Origin of the sequence: Micromonospora andamanensis, assembly GCF_016863495.1 — a bacterium.
In the GTDB taxonomy this organism is placed as follows: Bacteria; Actinomycetota; Actinomycetes; order Mycobacteriales; family Micromonosporaceae; genus Micromonospora; species Micromonospora andamanensis.
The window spans coordinates 114,634-131,806 of record NZ_BOOZ01000015.1 but is presented as its reverse complement, the minus strand read 5'-3'; the positions used below and the strand labels follow the sequence as shown (position 1 = coordinate 131,806).

At 69.3% G+C, this 17,173-nt stretch carries 13 protein-coding genes; 5 read left to right on the top strand and 8 right to left on the bottom strand.

All coding sequences use genetic code 11. The features are described from left to right. Positions 1–52: 52 nt before the first annotated feature. Both Van01_RS15475 and Van01_RS15470 read left to right on the top strand, forming a co-directional pair. Positions 53–502, top strand: coding sequence for a MarR family winged helix-turn-helix transcriptional regulator (locus Van01_RS15475; protein WP_204007447.1), 450 nt, complete (start codon positions 53–55; stop codon positions 500–502). 134 nt (positions 503–636) lie between these two features. Next, a complete protein-coding gene (locus Van01_RS15470) occupies positions 637–1,380 on the top strand; it encodes an AAC(3) family N-acetyltransferase (RefSeq protein ID WP_239099098.1) in 744 nt (247 codons plus the stop codon). Between the two features lie 197 nt (positions 1,381–1,577). On the opposite strand, the gene Van01_RS15465 is transcribed toward Van01_RS15470, so the two are convergent. From Van01_RS15465 to Van01_RS15445, 5 genes are all read right to left on the bottom strand, one after another. Continuing rightward, positions 1,578–2,261, bottom strand: coding sequence for a DUF624 domain-containing protein (locus tag Van01_RS15465; RefSeq protein WP_204007445.1), 684 nt, complete (start codon positions 2,259–2,261; stop codon positions 1,578–1,580). Positions 2,262–2,387: 126 nt separating this feature from the next. Continuing rightward, entirely contained in the window at positions 2,388–4,025 is a 1,638-nt protein-coding gene (locus Van01_RS15460) for an ABC transporter substrate-binding protein (protein ID WP_204007443.1), read from the bottom strand. 45 nt (positions 4,026–4,070) lie between these two features. Then, positions 4,071–5,003: a carbohydrate ABC transporter permease gene (locus Van01_RS15455; RefSeq protein ID WP_239093859.1), complete on the bottom strand. Its 933-nt coding sequence runs from the start codon at positions 5,001–5,003 to the stop codon at positions 4,071–4,073. After that, positions 5,000–5,980 (bottom strand): ABC transporter permease, encoded by a 981-nt coding sequence (locus Van01_RS15450; protein ID WP_239099097.1) that lies wholly within the window; start codon positions 5,978–5,980, stop codon positions 5,000–5,002. The genes Van01_RS15455 and Van01_RS15450 overlap by 4 nt, the downstream gene beginning before the upstream one ends. Continuing rightward, positions 5,977–8,376 carry a beta-xylosidase/alpha-l-arabinosidase gene (locus tag Van01_RS15445; RefSeq protein WP_239099096.1) on the bottom strand — a complete coding sequence of 800 codons (2,400 nt, stop codon included), beginning with the start codon at positions 8,374–8,376 and terminating at the stop codon, positions 5,977–5,979. Before Van01_RS15445 ends, Van01_RS15450 begins: the two co-directional genes overlap by 4 nt. Positions 8,377–8,672: 296 nt before the next feature. On the opposite strand from Van01_RS15445, the gene Van01_RS15440 reads away from it, so the two are divergent. From Van01_RS15440 to Van01_RS15430, 3 genes are all read left to right on the top strand, one after another. Beyond that, positions 8,673–9,707 (top strand): LacI family DNA-binding transcriptional regulator, encoded by a 1,035-nt coding sequence (locus Van01_RS15440; RefSeq protein ID WP_204007439.1) that lies wholly within the window; start codon positions 8,673–8,675, stop codon positions 9,705–9,707. A gap of 20 nt (positions 9,708–9,727) precedes the next feature. Beyond that, entirely contained in the window at positions 9,728–10,774 is a 1,047-nt protein-coding gene (locus Van01_RS15435) for an acetylxylan esterase (RefSeq protein WP_204007436.1), read from the top strand. 263 nt (positions 10,775–11,037) lie between these two features. Continuing rightward, a complete protein-coding gene (locus Van01_RS15430; protein ID WP_204007434.1) occupies positions 11,038–12,480 on the top strand; it encodes an endo-1,4-beta-xylanase in 1,443 nt (480 codons plus the stop codon). Between the two features lie 55 nt (positions 12,481–12,535). Here Van01_RS15430 and manD read toward each other — a convergent pair whose 3' ends face one another. From manD to Van01_RS15415, 3 genes are all read right to left on the bottom strand, one after another. Continuing rightward, a complete protein-coding gene (gene manD, locus Van01_RS15425) occupies positions 12,536–13,744 on the bottom strand; it encodes a D-mannonate dehydratase ManD (RefSeq protein ID WP_204007432.1) in 1,209 nt (402 codons plus the stop codon). Between the two features lie 139 nt (positions 13,745–13,883). Continuing rightward, the gene (locus Van01_RS15420) at positions 13,884–15,491 is read right to left on the bottom strand and encodes an RICIN domain-containing protein (RefSeq protein WP_204007430.1); all 1,608 of its coding nucleotides are present in this window, start codon (positions 15,489–15,491) and stop codon (positions 13,884–13,886) included. A 204-nt stretch (positions 15,492–15,695) separates the two neighbouring features. Further along, the gene (locus Van01_RS15415; protein WP_204007428.1) at positions 15,696–17,054 is read right to left on the bottom strand and encodes an extracellular catalytic domain type 1 short-chain-length polyhydroxyalkanoate depolymerase; all 1,359 of its coding nucleotides are present in this window, start codon (positions 17,052–17,054) and stop codon (positions 15,696–15,698) included. Positions 17,055–17,173 lie beyond the last annotated feature (119 nt).

The following is a 17,173-nucleotide window of genomic DNA, read 5'->3' as shown; positions in this document are numbered from 1 at the left end:
TAGCCGACTATGTACCAGTGGGCGCCTGCTCGTCAACTCGTACACTGCCCAGGTGGAGCTCACGGATGTGCTGGCCACCAACAAGGCCCTGGTCAAGGTGGCGAAGCTGTACCGGAGCGCGCAGGCCGACGTGCTGAGCGCGCTCGGCCTGCATCCGGGCCAGGACGTCCTGCTGTGGATGCTCGGCCAGGAGCCCGACGGCATGACGGTCTCCGAGATCGCCGCTCGGCTCGGCGTGGAGCAGCCCACTGTGACCCGCAGCCTCAGTCGCCTGCACCAGGGCGGCTGGTTCCTCAGGGAGGCGGTGCCGGGCGACCGTCGCGCCACCCGTGTCCAGTTGACCCGCAAGGGCAGGGCCGCCATCCCGGAGATCGAAGCGGCCTGGCGTACGCTCGCCGAGACCGCGACGGCCGGGATGACGGACGACACCCGAGCCGCCTTGGTCGAGCTGCTCGAAAAGGTACGCGGCAACCTGCTCACCCTCGCCGCCGAAACCGAGTGAGAGGCCTCTGCCGCTGCCCACGGTGGACGGTGCACCGGCCGTCAGGTAAGGCGCCGGCCGGGTAGGATCCGGCGATCGAAGCTGACCTGCCGTGGACGCGCGCCGCCCTCGCCGAAGACCTGACCTCGCTCGGTGTGCGGCGCGGATCGGTGCTGCTGGTGCACTCGTCGCTCAAAGCGCTCGGCTGGGTCTGCGGCGGCCCGGTCGCGGTGGTCCAGGCGCTGCTCGACGCACTCGGCCCGGACGGCACCCTGGTGGTGCCGACGCACACGTCCGACAACACCGACCCGGCCGGCTGGCGGCACCCACCGGTGCCGGAGTCGTGGTGGTCGGTGATCCGCGCACACATGCCCGGGTTCGATCCGGCGGTGACGCCGAGCCGGTGGATGGGCGTGGTCGCGGAGACCGTCCGTACCTGGCCGGGCGCGCAGCGCAGCGACCACCCGCAGGTTTCGTTCGCGGCCGTCGGCCCGGCCGCCGAAGCGGTGGTCGCCGGGCACCAGCTCGACGAGATGCTGGGGGAGCGCTCGCCGGTCGGTGCCGTCTACCGGCTGGACGGTGATGTCCTACTGCTGGGCGCCGGGCACGACAGCAACACGTCGCTGCACCTGGCCGAGTATCGCCTGCCCGGCCCGCCGCGTCGGTGGGAGGGCTCGGCTGTGCGTACCGCTACCGGCCGAGCCTGGACCCGCTGGCAGGACGTCGACACCGACGAGAGCGATTTCGACCAGATCGGCGCCGCGTTCGAGACGACCGGCAGCGCGTGGTCCGGGCGGGTGGGCGCGGCGGAGTGTCGCCTGATGCGCCAGCGTGAGCTTGTCGACTTCGCCGTGGACTGGCTCGCGGCCCATCGGTCACCCCGAGCATCGCAGCGCTGACCGACACGCAGGCACACCCGCCACCCAGATCGGCGTCAGCGCCGCCCAGCGAGGACGGGGGTCAGGGCTCCGTCGCGGCCTGGTGACGGTGTCGATCGCGGCCCGTTCGAACAGCCGGTCGTCGTCCCACCCCGGCTCGGGCCACCGCTCGGGGTTGTAGTCGCCACCGAACGGCACCTTCGGCGTCACCGGCAGGCTCACTCGACGAACTCCTCGCGGATGACGTCGATCATCGGCGCACCGCCGCGGACAAGCGCCAGCGCCAGCACCGAGCCGAGGGCGGCGAGCGCCGCCTCCGAGGCGACAATGGTGAGCGCCGTCGCCGCCACCAGCAGCAAAGCGGTGCCGACGGCGACCACCGGGGTACGCAGCACGAAGTACCCGGCCAGCCGGAACACGTCACGCAGCCGGAAGGTGAACAGCGACGTGATGACAAGTGCGTTGATCCCGACCACTGCCACCCCGATGCCGACCAGCACCAGCGGCACGGCCCACCACCCGGGTACCCCGGCGGCCGGCAGGTTCACCAGGTTCACCGCGATGACTGTCAGCCACAGCAGCGTCGGCACCCAGACCAGCAGCGAGCCGGTCAGGTTGGCCCGGTAGCCGCGCCAGTACAGCCGCCACGGGTGCAGCTCGGTCAGGTCGAGGCGCTGTCGGTGCAGGGCGTACAGCGCGGCGGACAACGCCGGGCCGAGCGGCACCGCGCAGACCGCCACCAGCGGCAGGTTGCTCACGTGCCGCTCCAGCGCGAAGAGCGCGACCAGGCCGGGGGCCGCGCAGACCAGCAGCAGCAACTCGACCACGAGCAGGGTGTAGATCAGCGCCGCGCTCCGGGACAGCGGGCCGGCACCGAACTCCCGAGGGGTCGCGGTGCTCACGACGTCTCCGCGCCGGGTGGCCGGCCGACCTGTTGCTCCGCAACGGTGATGGGCATCGTCGTCCTCGTGCTCGCGGGAAGGGTGTCCGGTCCGGTCGCGCCGACACGACCGGACCGGACACGTCTGCTAGTTGTTCTCCTGGAAGCGCTTGTAGGCGCCGTTCACCGTCTCCAGATAGGCGTCCATGCTCTTGCTCTTCAGCTCCGCCACGTACGCGTCCCACTGGGCGAAGTCACGCTGCCCGAGGATGAACTGAAGCGTCGCCTGGTAGACGTGGTCCTTCAGCGGGGTTTCCCAGAGCGACACCTGCTCCCGCTCCTCGTCGCTGAGCGGGTACGGCGGTGGCGGCGACTTCGGCGCTCGGGCGTTCATCACCTGCTGGAACTCCTGCTCCTCGGGGGAGAAGAAGCCCTGCACCAGCTCGGGCTTGCCGCCGTAGGAGAACACCCCGTTGCCGAAGCCGAAGTCCTTCTGCAGGTGCTTCGGCGCGCCGGGGTTGAGGCCGATCATGTCGACGTCCGGGGCGAGAGTGGGCTTGCCGGCGGCGTCCCTGACGAAGGTGGTGCCCTCGACGCCCCACTTGGCGAACTCCTGGCCCTCGTCGGAGTACCAGAGCCAGTCGACGAACTGCATCATGGCCACGAAGTTCTTGCTCTCGCGGGCCTTCGAGGAGATCATCATGCCGTTCTCCAGCCGGCTGGCCGGGTTGATCTCGCCGGCCGGTCCGACCGGCAGCGGGATCTTGGTGATCTTGGCCTTAGGGTTTGTCGCCGCCAGGTCCGGCCGGTAGTCGTTTACCAACGTCTGCGCGTTGCTGCTGATCACGAAGGACTTGCCGTTGGCGAGCTTCTGCCGGGCGAGGTCGTCGGTCTGGGTGAAGCTCTCCGGGTCGAGCAGCTTCTCCGCGACCAGCTTGTTGAGGTACTCGAGCATGTGCCGGTAGTGCTCGGTGGCGGCTGTGTACTCGAACTGCTGCGCCTGGGCGTTCCAGGTGACGTGCTGGAAGTTCCAGCCCGCACCCGCCAGGCCGTGCGACACGGCCAGCATGTTCAGCAGGTTACCTGCCGGGTTGGGCTGGCTGAACCGGTCGGAGAACGGGTAGACGTCCGGATGCGCCGCCTTCATCGCCTTGAGCATGGTGTAGACGTCGTCCCAGGTCTTGGGGACCTCTAGGTTCAGCTCTTCGAGGATGTCGGTGCGGACCGCCAGGGAGTATTCGTGCCAGGGCTTCTCGTGCAGGCCGGGCAGCAGGTAGAACTTGCCGTCCTGCTGGCGCAGGGTGTCGATCTCGGGCTTCAGGTTCCACTTCTCGATCTTGTCCTTGAGGTTCGGCATCAGATCGAGGTAGTCGCTGACCGGCAGGATCGCCCCCGAGGAGACGTACGCGTGCACGTCCGGCGGATACGTCTTGGGGATGAGCAGCGGCGCGTCACCGGCACCGATGAGCAGGCTGCGCTTCTGGTTGTAGTCGCTCAGCGGCACGGAGACCTTTTCGAGGCTGACGTTCGTCCGGGACTGCAGCTCCGTCCAGAACAGCCAGTCCTCCTTGAGCGGATAGTTGGGGTGGTTGTTGTAGAGGACGGAGAAGGAGAGCGGCTCGGTGGCCTTGAACTGGGTACCGACGGCGTAGTTCTCCATCGCGCCGGCCCGGTTCTCCGACAGGTCCTCGCTGTCGGACGAGTCGTCACCACAGGCGGTGACGCTGCCGAGGGCTAGCAGCACGGCAGCAGCCGCCGCCGCGTGACGCCACGATCTGCGGAACATGGCGGGATCCTTTCAACTCGGTGGTGGGAGGGGTGGTGCCTCTGGTCAGCCCTTGACCGCGCCGAGCATGATGCCCCGGACGAAGTACCGCTGGACGAAGGGATAGACCAGGAGGATCGGCAGGGTGGTGAGCACGATGGTGACGGCCTTGAGGGTCGCCTCGGCCTGTACCTCGTTGGCCTCGGTGATCGACCCGACGTTCTCCGCGCCGGTGGCGCCGGCGATCAGGTTGCGGAGGTACACGGTGACCGGCCACAGTTCCTGCCGGTCCATGTAGAGGAACGCCGCGAACCAGGAGTTCCAGAAGGCCACCGCGTAGAAGAGCACCATCGTGGCGACGATGGCCTTCGACAGCGGCAGCACGATCCGCAGCAGGATGCCGTACGTGTTGAGACCGTCCACGGCGGCGGCCTCTTCCAACTCGGTCGGCAGACTCTCGAAGAACGCCTTCATCACCAGCAGGTTGAACACGTTTATCGCGTTGGGCAGCGCGATGGCCCAGACGCTGTTCTTCAGGCCGAGGCTGGTGACCAGGACGTAGTTGGGGATCAGGCCGCCGGTGAAGAACATGGTGAAGACCGCGATGCCGACCAGGGCGCTGCGTCCCTTGAGCTGCTTCTTGGACAGCACGTACGCGTAGCAGGTGGTCATCACGATCGAAATGACAGTGGCGGTGACCGTGTAGAACACGGTGTTGCGGTAGTTCGTCCAGAACAACGGGTCGGACATCAGGAACTGGTAGGTGTCCAGGGTGAAACCGCGCGGCACCAGGTTCACCTGACCGGCGATGATGTACGCCTCGTCGCTCAACGAGCGGGCCACGATGTTGACGAACGGGTAGAGCGTCACCACCACCACGAGGGTCAGGATGATCCCGTTGACCACCTGGAACACCCGGTAGCCCCGGGTCTCCTGGATGCCCCGGCGACGCGGGCGGGGCGCGGATCCGGTCGGCCTCTCGGTCGCGTCGACGGTCACCACAGGCTCGTCCCCACCGTGCGGCGGGCGATCAGGTTCGCCGAGACGACCAGGATCAACCCGATCACCGCCTCGAACAGCCCGATCGCCGCGGCGTAACTGAAGTTGCTGGACGCGAAGCCCATCCGGAACAGGTAGGTGGACAGCACATCGGCGGTCGGATAGGTGAGCGGGTTGTACAGCAGCAGGATCTTCTCGAAGCCGACCGCCATGAAGGTGCCGATGTTGAGGATCAGCAGCGTCACCATCGTCGGTCTGATGCCCGGCAGCGTGACGTGCCAGGTCTGCCGCCACCGGTTGGCGCCGTCGATCCGAGCCGCCTCGTAGAGGTCATCATCGATTGTGGTGAGTGCGGCCAGGTAGAGGATCGTGCCCCAGCCAACCGTCTGCCAGACCTCCGAGGAGACGTAGATGGTGCGGAACCACTCCGGCCGTTGCAGGAACGGGACCGCCTCACCGCCACCGGCGCGGACGAGTTGGTTGATCGTGCCGTCCATGGACAGCAACTGCATGACGATGGCCGCGACGATCACGATGGACAGGAAGTGCGGCAGGTAGGACACCGACTGCACGAAGCGCTTCAGTCGGCGGGCCCGCACCTCGTTGAGCAGCAACGCCAGCACGATTGGCAGGGGGAAGCAGAACAGCAGGGTCAGCGCGCCCAGCACCAGGGTGTTGGTGAAGACGTTCCAGAACGTGGGGTCGTTCAGGAACATCTTGAAGTAGCGCAGCCCGACCCAGTACTCGCCGAAGATGTTGCCGCCCGGCTGGAACCGCCGGAAGGCGATCACGTTGCCCAGCATCGGCAGGTACCGGAAGATCAGGAAGAACAGCAGCGGCAGGATCGCCAGCGAGTAGAGCTGCCAGTCCCGGCGCAGCGCCCGGCGCCAGGTGTGACGGGCGGCCCGTGGCGGCGGATCCGGCGTGGTCCTGCCGGGGGAGGGTGTCGACGGGGTCAGCGTGGTGGTGGTGCTCATGACCGACTCCCCGGCGTGGGCCCGGCGACGGGCTCGACGCTCGCCCGGGACAGCAGCTCACGGTGGTGACCGACCTCGCGTTCGTCGCCGGTCAGCCGCAGCGGCAGACTGGCGGGCGCGTCACCGCTGGAGCGGCTGAGCCGCAGTTGCACCTCGCCGGGTTCGACCACACGTCGGCCGTGCACGCCGGTGAACGAGGTGACGTCGGCGTGGACCGTGAAGATGACCCGCGCCGCCCCGCCCGGATCCAGCGGCACCCGCGCGTAGCCGATCAGGCGTACCACCGGTCGGGTGGTCTGTGCCACCGGATCGTGCAGGTAGAGCTGGACGACCTCGGTGCCGGCCCGGGCACCCGTGTTGCGGACCGTGACGCCGACCGTCACCTCCCCGTCGACAGGCCAGTCCACAGGCGCACCGGTGACGCCGGTGGGCGCGTCGATCACCTCGGCGTCGCTCCACTCGAAGGTGGTGTAGCTGAGACCGTGGCCGAACGGGAACGCTGGCGTCGGGTCCACCGACGACACCTGGGTGCGTCGGCCGAGGGGCGGAGTGAGGTAGGTGCCGGGCAGGCCACCGGCGTGCCGGGGCACGCTTACCGGCAGCCTCCCGGTCGGGTCCACCTCGCCGGTGAGGATCTCGGCGAGCGCCTGACCGCCGAGCTGGCCGGGGAAGAACGCCTGCACCACGGCGGCGGCGTCGTCCACCAGGTCTCCCAGCGCGTACGGGCGACCGGAGAGCACCACCAGGACCACCGGGGTGCCGGTGGCCAGCACCGCGCGTACCAGTTCGGCCTGTACTCCGGGCAGGTGGAGGTCGACCGCGTCGCAGCCCTCGCCGGAGGTGCCCCGGCCGAACATGCCGGCCCGGTCGCCGACGGCCAGGACGCATACGTCGGCGTCGGTGGCCGCCTGGACCGCCGCGGCGATTCCGGAGGTGTCGTCGCCGGTGATGCCGGTGCCCGGCACGTGGGTGAGCTGCGGATGCCGTAGGTGGAGCGCCTCGCGCAGCGACGGGATCTCGACCCCCGTGCCGTGCTCGGGGTGGTGCACGCCCACGTGCAGCGGGAACGAGTAGCAGCCGAGCATCGCCATCGCGTCGTCCGCGACCGGCCCGACCAGCGCGACCCGCTGGTCGGCGGCGAGGGGCAGCAGTCCGTCCCGGTTGCGGAGCAGGACGACGGACTGGCGGGCCAGCCGCAGGGCGACGGACCGGCTTGCCTCGTCGTCGAGGCGCAGCGCCTCGACCTCGGCCGGCAGTTCGCGCCAGCCCTCGTCGAGCAGACCCAGCTCGATCTTCTGGATCAGCACCCGCCGCAGGGCACGGTCGACAAGGCGCTCACTGACCTCGCCGGAGCGTACCGCCGCAGCCAGGGGCGCGCCGTAGGCGTCCACAGTGGGCAACTCGACGTCGATGCCGGCTCGCAGGGCCAGCCGCGCCGCCGCCGCGGCGTCGGCGGCGACACCGTGCAGGGTCTCCAGGAAGCGGACGGCGAAGTAGTCGGCGACGAGCACCCCGTCGAAGCCCCACTGCTCGCGCAACATCCGGGTGAGCAGATCCTCGTCGGCCGCCGCCGGCACGCCGTCGATCTCGGCGTACGAGTTCATGACGGATCGCGCTCCGCCGAGCCGTAGCGCCATCTCGAAGGGCGGGAGGATCACGTCGGCCAGTTCCCGGCGTCCCATCGCCGTGGGCGCCAGGTTCCGCCCGCCCCGGGAGGCTGAGTAGCCGGCGAAGTGTTTGAGCGTCGCCACGACTCCAGCCCGCTCCAACCCGCGTACGTATGCCGCGCCGATCGTGCCGACCAGGTAGGGATCCTCGGCGATCGTCTCCTCCGTACGCCCCCAGCGGTAGTCCCGGGTGACGTCGAGGACGGGGGCGAGCCCCTGGTGGACGCCGGCGGCCCGCATCGACCGGCCGATCAGCCCGGCCATCTCCTCCACCAGTTCCGGGTCGAACGCCGCGCCCCAGCTCAGCGGCGCCGGGTAGACGGTGGCCCGCCAGGCGGCGAAACCGGTGAGACACTCCTCGTGCACCTGGGCCGGAATGCCGAACCGGCTCGCCGCCACGATCTGCGCCTGCGATGCCGCCAGGGACCGCGCACCGAGGACCGGGTCGACGGGCGCGGTCCCGAACGGCCGGGTCAACTGCCCCAGGCCGTACCGGATCGCATCCGACCAGGGCGGGATGTGCTCGACCATGTCGGTCTGGTGGGGAGCGACGCCCTCGCCGGAGGCGTCCGCGCCGACCCAGAGACCGACCAGCTGGGCGAGCTTCTCCTCAAGCGACATCAGCGGGATGAGCGCGTCGGCCCGCTCGTCCGGTCGCAGCTTCGGGTCGCGCCATCGATCGGCGTGGGGGGACGCCAATCGGTCGTCGACGGGCAGCTGACTTGTCATGCGAACCCCTCCGGCCGGGTCCGGGAGGCTCTCCCGGCAGGCCACGCCGACCGCCGTGGGACACGGCGAGTATCGAAATTTTCGGAAACCTGTTCGGCATCTGTGTCCGGGAACCTAAGGGCGTCAACAGGGCATGTCAAGAGGCACGGAAAGACTGTTCAGACCACACTTGCCGTGCTGGTAAGCGATTGCCGGGATTCACCGCCACGAGTGGCCACCATTGACAGGGGTCACCTTCCGCCGGCCTGCACCGTGCTAGAGTCTCCGAAATTTTCGGACTCGTTGCAGAGGATCGGATGGCAGATAAGCGTTCGCCGGCAGCGCTGGGCTCCGCGACCATCGCGACCATCGCCCGGGAGGTCGGTGTCTCCTCCGCGACGGTCTCCAAGGTCCTCAACGGACGGTCGGACGTCGCCGCGGTGACCCGGGCGCGGGTCGAGGCCAGCCTGCAACGACATCGCTACCGTAGGCGGGCCCGCCGGGCGCCCGGCGAAGGCCAGATCGACCTGGTGTTCCACGAGTTCGGCTCCGACTGGGCCCTGGAGATCATCCGGGGCGTCGAGGCGGTCGCCACCCTCACCGGGGTGAACGTGGTGCTCTCACAGCTCAGCGCCGCCCGCCGGCCGCCGCAGTCCTGGGTCGACGCGGCGATAGCTCGACGTCCGCTCGGGGTGCTGCTGGTGATGTGCAACCTCACCGACGCCCAGCGGCAACAGTTGCAGCGCCAGTCGATTCCGGTGGTCGTGATCGACACCGACAGCGCCAGCGTGGCCTCGGTGCCCACCGTCGGGTCGAACAACTGGAACGGCGGGTTGATCGCCACCCGGCACCTGCTGGACCTCGGGCATCGCCGGATCGCTGTCATCTCCGGTCCCCGGGACGTGCTCTGCGCCCGGGCTCGCACGGCCGGCTTCCGGTGCGCCCACGAGGAACTCGGCATCCCGATCGACGCCACGCTGGTCCGCCACGGCAACTTCCACCTCGACGCCGGCTATACGCACGGCGTCGAGTTGCTCAGCCGGTCCGACCGACCGACGGCGATCTTCGCCGGTTCTGATCTGCAGGCCCTGGGGGTGCTGCGGGCGGCCCGGCAGCTCGGCCTCGACGTTCCCGGTGACGTGTCGGTTGTCGGGTACGACAACCTTCCGCTATCCGCCTGGGTCGGGCCGGCCCTGACCACTGTCAACCAGCCGCTGCGCGACATGGCCGGCACCGCCACCCAGATGCTGCTCGATCTCGCCCGCGGCAACGCCCTGCCCACCAGCCGGATAGATCTCGTCGCCGAGCTGGTGATCCGGGAGAGCACCGCACCACCACCCACACATCCCTGACCGATCCGCTGCGAGGAGCCATGCCCCTGTTCGACCTGCCGCTGGAGCAGTTGCGGCAGTACGCGCCGACCGTCCCCGAGCCGGCCGACTTCGACGAGTTCTGGCGATCGACCCTGGACTCGGCGGCACAGTCGCCGGTGCTGCTCGACGTCCGTCCCGAACCGACAGACCTTCGCCTGGTGGACAGCTGGGACGTCACCTTCGCCGGCTTCGCGGGCGACCCGGTCCGGGCCTGGTACAACCGTCCGGCCGGGGTGACCGACGCGTTGCCGGTGATCGTGGAGTACGTCGGCTACGGCCGGGGCCGGGGTCTGCCGCACGAGCGCCTGACCTGGCCGGTCGCCGGGTACGCCCATCTGCTCATGGACGCCAGGGGCCAGTCGGGCCAGTACGGCGCGGGGGACACGCCGGACCCGCACGGCCAGGCACAGGGCGGGCCCTCGCCGGTGACCCGAGGCATCCTGAGCCCGGAGGGCTACTACTACCGTCGGCTCATCACCGACGCGGTGCGCGCGGTCGAGGCCGCGCGGGCCCTGCCGGGGGTCGATCCGCACGGCGTCGTGGCGGCGGGCAACAGTCAGGGCGGCGGGCTGGCTCTGGCGGTCGCCGGGCTCGACGTCGAGCTGGCTGCCGTGCTCACCACCGCGCCGTTCCTCTGCCACCTGCAACGGGGCATCGAGATCACCGAGGTCGGGGTCTATGGCGAGATCGTCAACTACCTCGCGGTCAACCGCGACGCGGAGCCGGCCGTACGGCGCACCCTGTCCTACGTCGACGGGGTGAGCTTCGCCCGTCGGGCTGTCGCGCCGGTCCACTTCGGGATCGGGTTGCGGGACATGATCTGCCCCCCGAGCACCGGATTCGCCGCCTACAACCACTACGGCGCGGCCGTCGGTGGGCCGCCGCCGGAGCGGACGATGCATGTCTACCCGTTCAACGGCCACGAGCACGGCGACGCCACTCACGTCCGACGACAGCTGCGGTGGCTGGCCGACGTGCTCGGCGACGAGGCCGCGGGCCGATCGCACGGGCCGAAACTTTCGGGGGCACTGATCTCGCCTGCCTGACGGTGTTGGCCGTGGCGCGCCACCGGTGCCGGAGGCGATCCTTGGCTCGGACGAATGGTCGAAGACTGCTGGGGCGCGTTGAGCTTTCGGACCTGTTTCGATAAGGTTTTCGATACAACAGCCTCGATCTACTCACGATGGTCGGCTGAATGCACCGGCCGACGCGGCATCCGGGCGACCGCGTCGGCGACGGAGGGCCATCGTGCTGGGCAGTAGTCGGGGCCGGCTTCTCATCAGCACGGCTTCGTCGAAAGGCTCATGCCATGAACAACGCCCTCGCCCGCGCCAGCGGGCGGCTGGCTACCCGACTGCGACCGCGCGCCGCGCTGGTCTCGGCCGCAGCCGGTCTCGCCCTCGTCGCCACCAGTATGGTCGTGGCGACCTCCAGTGCCCAGGCTGCCGAATCCACCCTCGGGGCGGCTGCCGCGCAGTCAGGCCGCTACTTCGGTGCTGCGGTGGCGGCGAACAAGCTCTCCGACTCCACCTACGTCGGCATCCTCAACCGTGAGTTCAACTCGGTCACGGCCGAGAACGAGATGAAGATCGACGCGCTCGAGCCGCAGCAGGGGCGGTTCACCTACACGAACGCGGACCGGATCGTCAACCACGCGTTGTCCCGGGGCTGGAAGGTCCGGGGTCACACCCTGGCCTGGCACTCGCAGCAGCCGGAGTGGATGCGGAACATGTCGGGCACCGCGTTGCGCAACGCGATGCTCAACCACGTCACCCGGGTAGCGACCTACTACCGCGGCAAGATCGACTCGTGGGACGTGGTGAACGAGGCGTTCGAGGACGGCAACAGTGGCGCGCGGCGGGACTCGAACCTGCAGCGCACCGGTAACGACTGGATCGAGGCCGCGTTCCGGGCCGCCCGGGCCGCCGACCCCGGCGCCAAGCTCTGCTACAACGACTACAACACCGACAACTGGACCTGGGCCAAGACCCAGGCCGTCTACCGGATGGTGCAGGACTTCAAGCAGCGCGGCGTGCCGATCGACTGCGTCGGCTTCCAGTCGCACTTCAACGCCCAGTCGGCGTACAACAGCAACTACCGCACCACGCTGTCCAGCTTCGCCGCTCTCGGCGTGGACGTGCAGATCACCGAGCTGGACATCGAAGGCTCCGGCACCCAGCAGGCGGACACGTACCGTCGGGTGGTCCAGGACTGCCTTGCGGTCCCGCGGTGCAACGGCATCACCGTGTGGGGCATCCGGGACAGCGACTCGTGGCGCTCGTACGGCACCCCGCTGCTGTTCGACAACAACGGAAACAAGAAGCAGGCGTACACCGCGACGCTCGAAGCGCTGAACGCGGGCGGCACCACCCCGCCGCCCACCACCCCGCCGCCGACCACGCCCCCGCCGACCACGCCGCCGCCCAGCAGCCCGCCGCCGACCACCCCGCCGCCCGGCGGATCCGGCTGCACCGCTTCGGTCTCGCTGAACCAGTGGAACGGTGGCTTCGTGGCCACGATCCGGGTCACCGCGGGCTCCGCCAGATTGAACGGCTGGTCGGTGACCGTCGGGATTCCGGGTGGTAGCTCGGTGACCAACACCTGGAACGCCACGGCCAGCGGCACCAGCGGCAACGTGACGTTCCGCAACGTCAGCTACAACGGTTCCGTGAACGCGGGCGCCACCACCGAGTTCGGCTTCCAGGGCACGGGCACCGGTCCATCCGGTACGCCCACCTGCACCGGCAGCTGATCCACACGTACCAACCGGGCCCGGCGCGGGTATCCCGCGCCGGGCCTCGGCGTTGTCACCAGTCGTGCAGCGTGCCGTCCTCCAACCGGTTCACCGGCAGCGCCGCCGGCCGGTACGGATACCGCGCCGCCAACTCCTCGTCGATGTCGACGCCGAGCCCCGGCTGCTCCGACGGGTGCAGGAAACCGTCGGCGAAGCGGTACGAGTGCGGGAACACCGCATCGGCCGCCTCGGGGTACGGCTGGTACTCCTGCAGGCCGAAGTTGGGGATGCTGACATCCAGGTGCAGGGCCGCGGCCAGGCACACCGGGGACAGGCTCGTGGTGCCGTGTGAGCCGCTTCGTACGTGGTACAGGTGAGCAAGGTCGAAGATGCGGCGTAGGTGGGTGATGCCGCCCGCGTGCACGACTGTGGCCCGTACGTAGTCGATGAGCTGCTCGGTGATGAGCTGCTGGCAGTCCCAGATGGAGTTGAAGACCTCGCCGACCGCGATCGGCGTGGTGGTGTGCTGGCGGATCAGCCGGAAGCCCTCCTGCAACTCCGCAGGCACCGGGTCCTCCAGCCAGGTCAGCGCGTACGGCTCCAGGGACTTGCCCAGCCGGGCCGCCTCGATCGGGGTGAGCCGGTGGTGCACGTCGTGCAGCAGCTTCACCTCCGGCCCGAACTCGCTGCGGACCTGGGCGAAGACCGACGGCATGTGGGTGAGGTACCGCTCGCTGTTCCACCCGTTCTCGGCTGGAATCGCCGCGCCCGCCGGCTCGTAGGGCAGTCCGTCCCGTCCCACGCCGTAGCTGTCGGCCACGCCGGGCACGCCGCACTGCACCCGCACGGCGCGGTACCCGAGATCGAGGTGGCGGGCCACGTCGGCGAGCAGGCCGTCCACTGTGGCCGCCTGAGCGTGGCCGTAGACGGTGACACCGTCGCGGCTGCGGCCACCCAGCAACTGGTACACGGGCAGGCCGGCGACCTTGCCCTTGATGTCCCACAGCGCGGTGTCCACGGCGGCGATGGCGGTCATGGTCACCGGCCCGCGCCGCCAGTACGCGCCCCGGTAGAGGTACTGCCAGGTGTCCTCGATCCGGTCGGCCTCCCGACCGATCAGCAGCGGCACGACATGCTCGGTCAGGTAACTCGCGACAGCGAGTTCCCGGCCGGTGAGGGTGGCGTCGCCGACCCCGGTCACCCCGTCGTCCGTCACGATCTTGAGCGTGACGAAGTTGCGTCCGGGGCAGGTGACGATGACCCGGGCATCGGCGATCTTCATCCAGGCTCCTCGTGGGCGGCCGACGGGATCGACGCGAGCCAGTCTGGGATCGCCCTCATGATCTGTCAACCGGCCCGGCCCGGTACGGACGAGGGCCCCCCGTCGGTCTCCCGACGAGGGGCCGACACCCCGCGGACGGTCAGCAGCGGCTGATGCTGGAGTTGCTGAGAGTGATGTTGCTGATGGTCAGGTTGCTCGTGCAGGGGCTCTCCAGGATCCGGCTGTTGACCAGGGTGAAGTTGCGTAGGGTGATGTCCCGGTTGCCGGGGAACTCCGTGCGCGCGGCCAGTCGGACCTCGCCGCCGCCGCTTATCGTTCCGCCGCCGGCCGCGATGTCCACGCCGTAGCAGTTCTCGAGCAGGATCGCGTTGTTGCCGGTGTTGGCGATGTCGACCCGGTTGACCGCCACGCCGCCGGACTCGGAGACGCAGAAGATGCCCCGACCGCCGCCGCGTGCCCGTACCGTGCCGACCCGGATGTTGATCGGGTAGCTGGAGCCGATCCGCCCGGCGCGGTTGGCGGTGCGGAACGCCGCGTAGCCGGTGCCGGTCCCGGCGTTCTCCGCGTCGACGGTGGTCACCGTGGCGTTGATTGTCTCGTTGAGCAGCAGGCCGGAGCCGCCGACGTTACGGGCGGTCACGGTGCCGACGGTCAGGCCGTCCACGCCGTACGTCTCCACCGCGTGGGTGCTGCTGCCGGACACGTAGACGTTGTCGATGCGTACGTTGCGCGTCCACTGGCTGGTGTCGCCCCGGTTGTCGATCCGGATTCCGAGCCCGGCGGAGAGCCGCATGTCGATCTGGCCGAGGATCACGTTCGTCACGTTGCGCATGAAGATGCCGTAGAGCGGCGTGCCGGTGACACTGAGGTTCTGCACCTCTACCTGGGTGGTGCCGCGCGAGTAGATGGGTGCCTGGTCACCGGAGCCGGACCCCGTCACGTTTATCGTGCCGCAGACGTCGATTGTCGTGTAGCTGGGCAGGGAGATGCGGGAGCCGGCGCTGATCGAGCCGGAGCCGCGTACCACGACCCGCTGCTTGCTGGTCCGGCCGGCGCTGAGGCTGTTCACCGCCGCCTGCACGGCGGCCTGCATGCTGTTGCCGGTGTAGACGGTGCTGCCACCGTTGCGGGACGTCCAGGTGCCGCCGTTGAGGACCGCCTCGGCCTGGAACGAGCCGCTGCCGCAACCGTTGCCGTTGCCGCCGCCCAGCGCGACGAGCTGCCATTGCTGGTTGGCGCCGTCGACGTCCTGGTACTGGGAGATCATGCCGCCGTCGGCGGTGGACCAGCCCCAGACGTCGAGGGCCTTGTTGGAGTGCCGGTTGAGGAACCGGACGTATCCGCCGGCGGAGTCGGCGAGTCGGAAGTGCTGACGGGTGTTGCCGCTGGCGGCGGCGTTCTGCACGAGTTGCACGCCGTCGGTGGCGTTCGGCAGTTCGAGGACCTTGCCGCTGTGCACGGAGCGGACCTGGTAGTAGCCGCTGCCGACGTCGACGAACCGCCACTGCTGCACGGCGGCGTCGTTGCGGGCGTACTGGTTGATCGGGGCGTTGTCGGCGGTGGACCAGTTCCACACGTCCATCGCCTTGCCACTGTGTCGGTTGACGAACACGTACGTGGCGTTGGGATCGACTGTCGCGGCCTGGGCGCTGGGTGAGGCGACCACCACGCCGGCGCCGAGCAGCGCCAGCGTGGTGACGGCGACCAGCCAGCGTCGAGACGTTCGTCTACAGGTGCTGAGCAGCATGCGGGTTCCTCCGGGTACGGGTGTGGTGGCGGTGGAGCGCGTGCCGGAGTGGTGAACGACGCAGAGCAAGCGCTTTCCTGGCATCGACAGGAATATATCTTCCCATCGTCGCCAAGGCCAATGGCGTCGGGCCGGTCCGGCCGTCGCCGGTGTCCGTACGGGCGACACCCGTACGGACACCGGATCGAGCGGGCGGGGTGACGGTCAGCTGACCGAGCAGGGAGTGCCGTTGAGGGTGAACGAGGGCGGACGGGCGGTGTTGCCACCGTGGTTGGCCTGGAAGCCGATGGTGACCGAGCCGTTGGGCGCGATCGCGGCGTTGTAGGAGACGTTGCGGGCGGTCACCGCCCCGGAGGTCGGTGAGTAGGTCGCGTTCCAGCCGTTCGTGATGGTCTGCCCGGCAGGCAGGGTGAACGCCAGATTCCAACCATTGACGGCTGTGGTGCCGGTGTTGGTGATGGTCACCGACGCGGTGAGTCCGGTGTTCCAGGCGTTCACCGCGTACCCGATCCGGCAGCCCGTGCCCGGCGGAACCGTGGGCGTCGGGGTGGGCGTCGGCGTTGGGGTGGGCGTCGGCGTCGGCGTCGGCGTTGGGGTGGGCGTTGGCGTGGGGGTCGGGCTGGTCGGCGTCGGCGTGGGTGGCCCGGCGTCGAGCCCGAAGAAGCGGATCGCCTGCGCGGCGTCGACCGGCAGGTTGTGCGACACGCCCTGCATGCTTATCGCCTCGACAGGCGCGTTACCGCCGGAACCGCCGTAGCGGGTCCGGGTGTAACCCGACTGCGGGCTGTCGGTGAAGGTCGGGGTCTGGCTCAGCCCGTGCAGGTTGGTCCACTGCTTGACCTGCTCGCCGAAGTTCGGGTAGCGCAGGATGTCGTCATTGGTGCCGTGCCAGATCTGCATCCGGGGCCGTGGGCCGGTGTAGCCGGGGTAGGCGTTGCGGACCAGGTCTCCCCACTGCTGCGGGGTGCGGCTGATCTGCCCGTTGGCGCACTCGCTGTTCCACTCCGAGCCGCCGGTGGTGGCGAAGCAGCCGAAGGGTACCCCGGCGAAGGCCGCGCCGGCGCGGAAGACGTCCGGGTAGAGCCCGAGCAGGACGTTCGTCATCATCGCTCCGGACGAGGTGCCCGTCGCGGCGATCCGGGCCGGGTCCACGGAGTAGCGGCTCCGCACATGATCCACCATCGACATGATGCCGACCGGGTCGCTGCCGCCACCGCGACGCAACGCCTGCTGCGAGTAGACGTCGAAGCACTGGCTGCTGCGGGTCACCGACGGGTAGATCACGATGAAGCCGTACTGGTCGGCCAGGCGTGCGAACTGGGTGCCCGAGTACATCGCGGGCCCGTTGCCGGTGCAGTAGTGGGCCACGACCAGCAGGCCCGGCCGGGGCGCGACCCGGTCCGGTACGTAGAGATACATCCGTAGGTTGCTCGGATTGGCACCGAAGTTCGTCACCTCGGTGAGCGTCGCGGCCGACGCCGATGTCGGGAGCGACAGCGCGGCGAGCGCGGTCAGGACGATGGTTGCCAGGGCGGCGCACCACAGTCGGATCGCTTTTCTCATGGAACGGGTCCTCCGGACGGAAGGGGACATGGTGGTGTTCCGATCGAGGGCTGCCCGGTGCCCTACCTCGTCCGGCTCTCAGAACATCGATGATTGTCTTCGCCAGCGTGGACGCGTAA

Coding starts and splice junctions, on each gene's coding strand:
- Van01_RS15460 (WP_204007443.1), bottom strand. CDS start 4,025: ATGTTCCGCAGATCGTGGCGTCACGCGGCGGCGGCTGCTGCCGTGCTG.
- Van01_RS15450 (WP_239099097.1), bottom strand. CDS start 5,980: ATGAGCACCACCACCACGCTGACCCCGTCGACACCCTCCCCCGGCAGG.
- Van01_RS15445 (WP_239099096.1), bottom strand. CDS start 8,376: ATGACAAGTCAGCTGCCCGTCGACGACCGATTGGCGTCCCCCCACGCC.
- Van01_RS15440 (WP_204007439.1), top strand. CDS start 8,673: ATGGCAGATAAGCGTTCGCCGGCAGCGCTGGGCTCCGCGACCATCGCG.
- Van01_RS15435 (WP_204007436.1), top strand. CDS start 9,728: ATGCCCCTGTTCGACCTGCCGCTGGAGCAGTTGCGGCAGTACGCGCCG.
- Van01_RS15430 (WP_204007434.1), top strand. CDS start 11,038: ATGAACAACGCCCTCGCCCGCGCCAGCGGGCGGCTGGCTACCCGACTG.
- manD (WP_204007432.1), bottom strand. CDS start 13,744: ATGAAGATCGCCGATGCCCGGGTCATCGTCACCTGCCCCGGACGCAAC.
- Van01_RS15420 (WP_204007430.1), bottom strand. CDS start 15,491: ATGCTGCTCAGCACCTGTAGACGAACGTCTCGACGCTGGCTGGTCGCC.
- Van01_RS15415 (WP_204007428.1), bottom strand. CDS start 17,054: ATGAGAAAAGCGATCCGACTGTGGTGCGCCGCCCTGGCAACCATCGTC.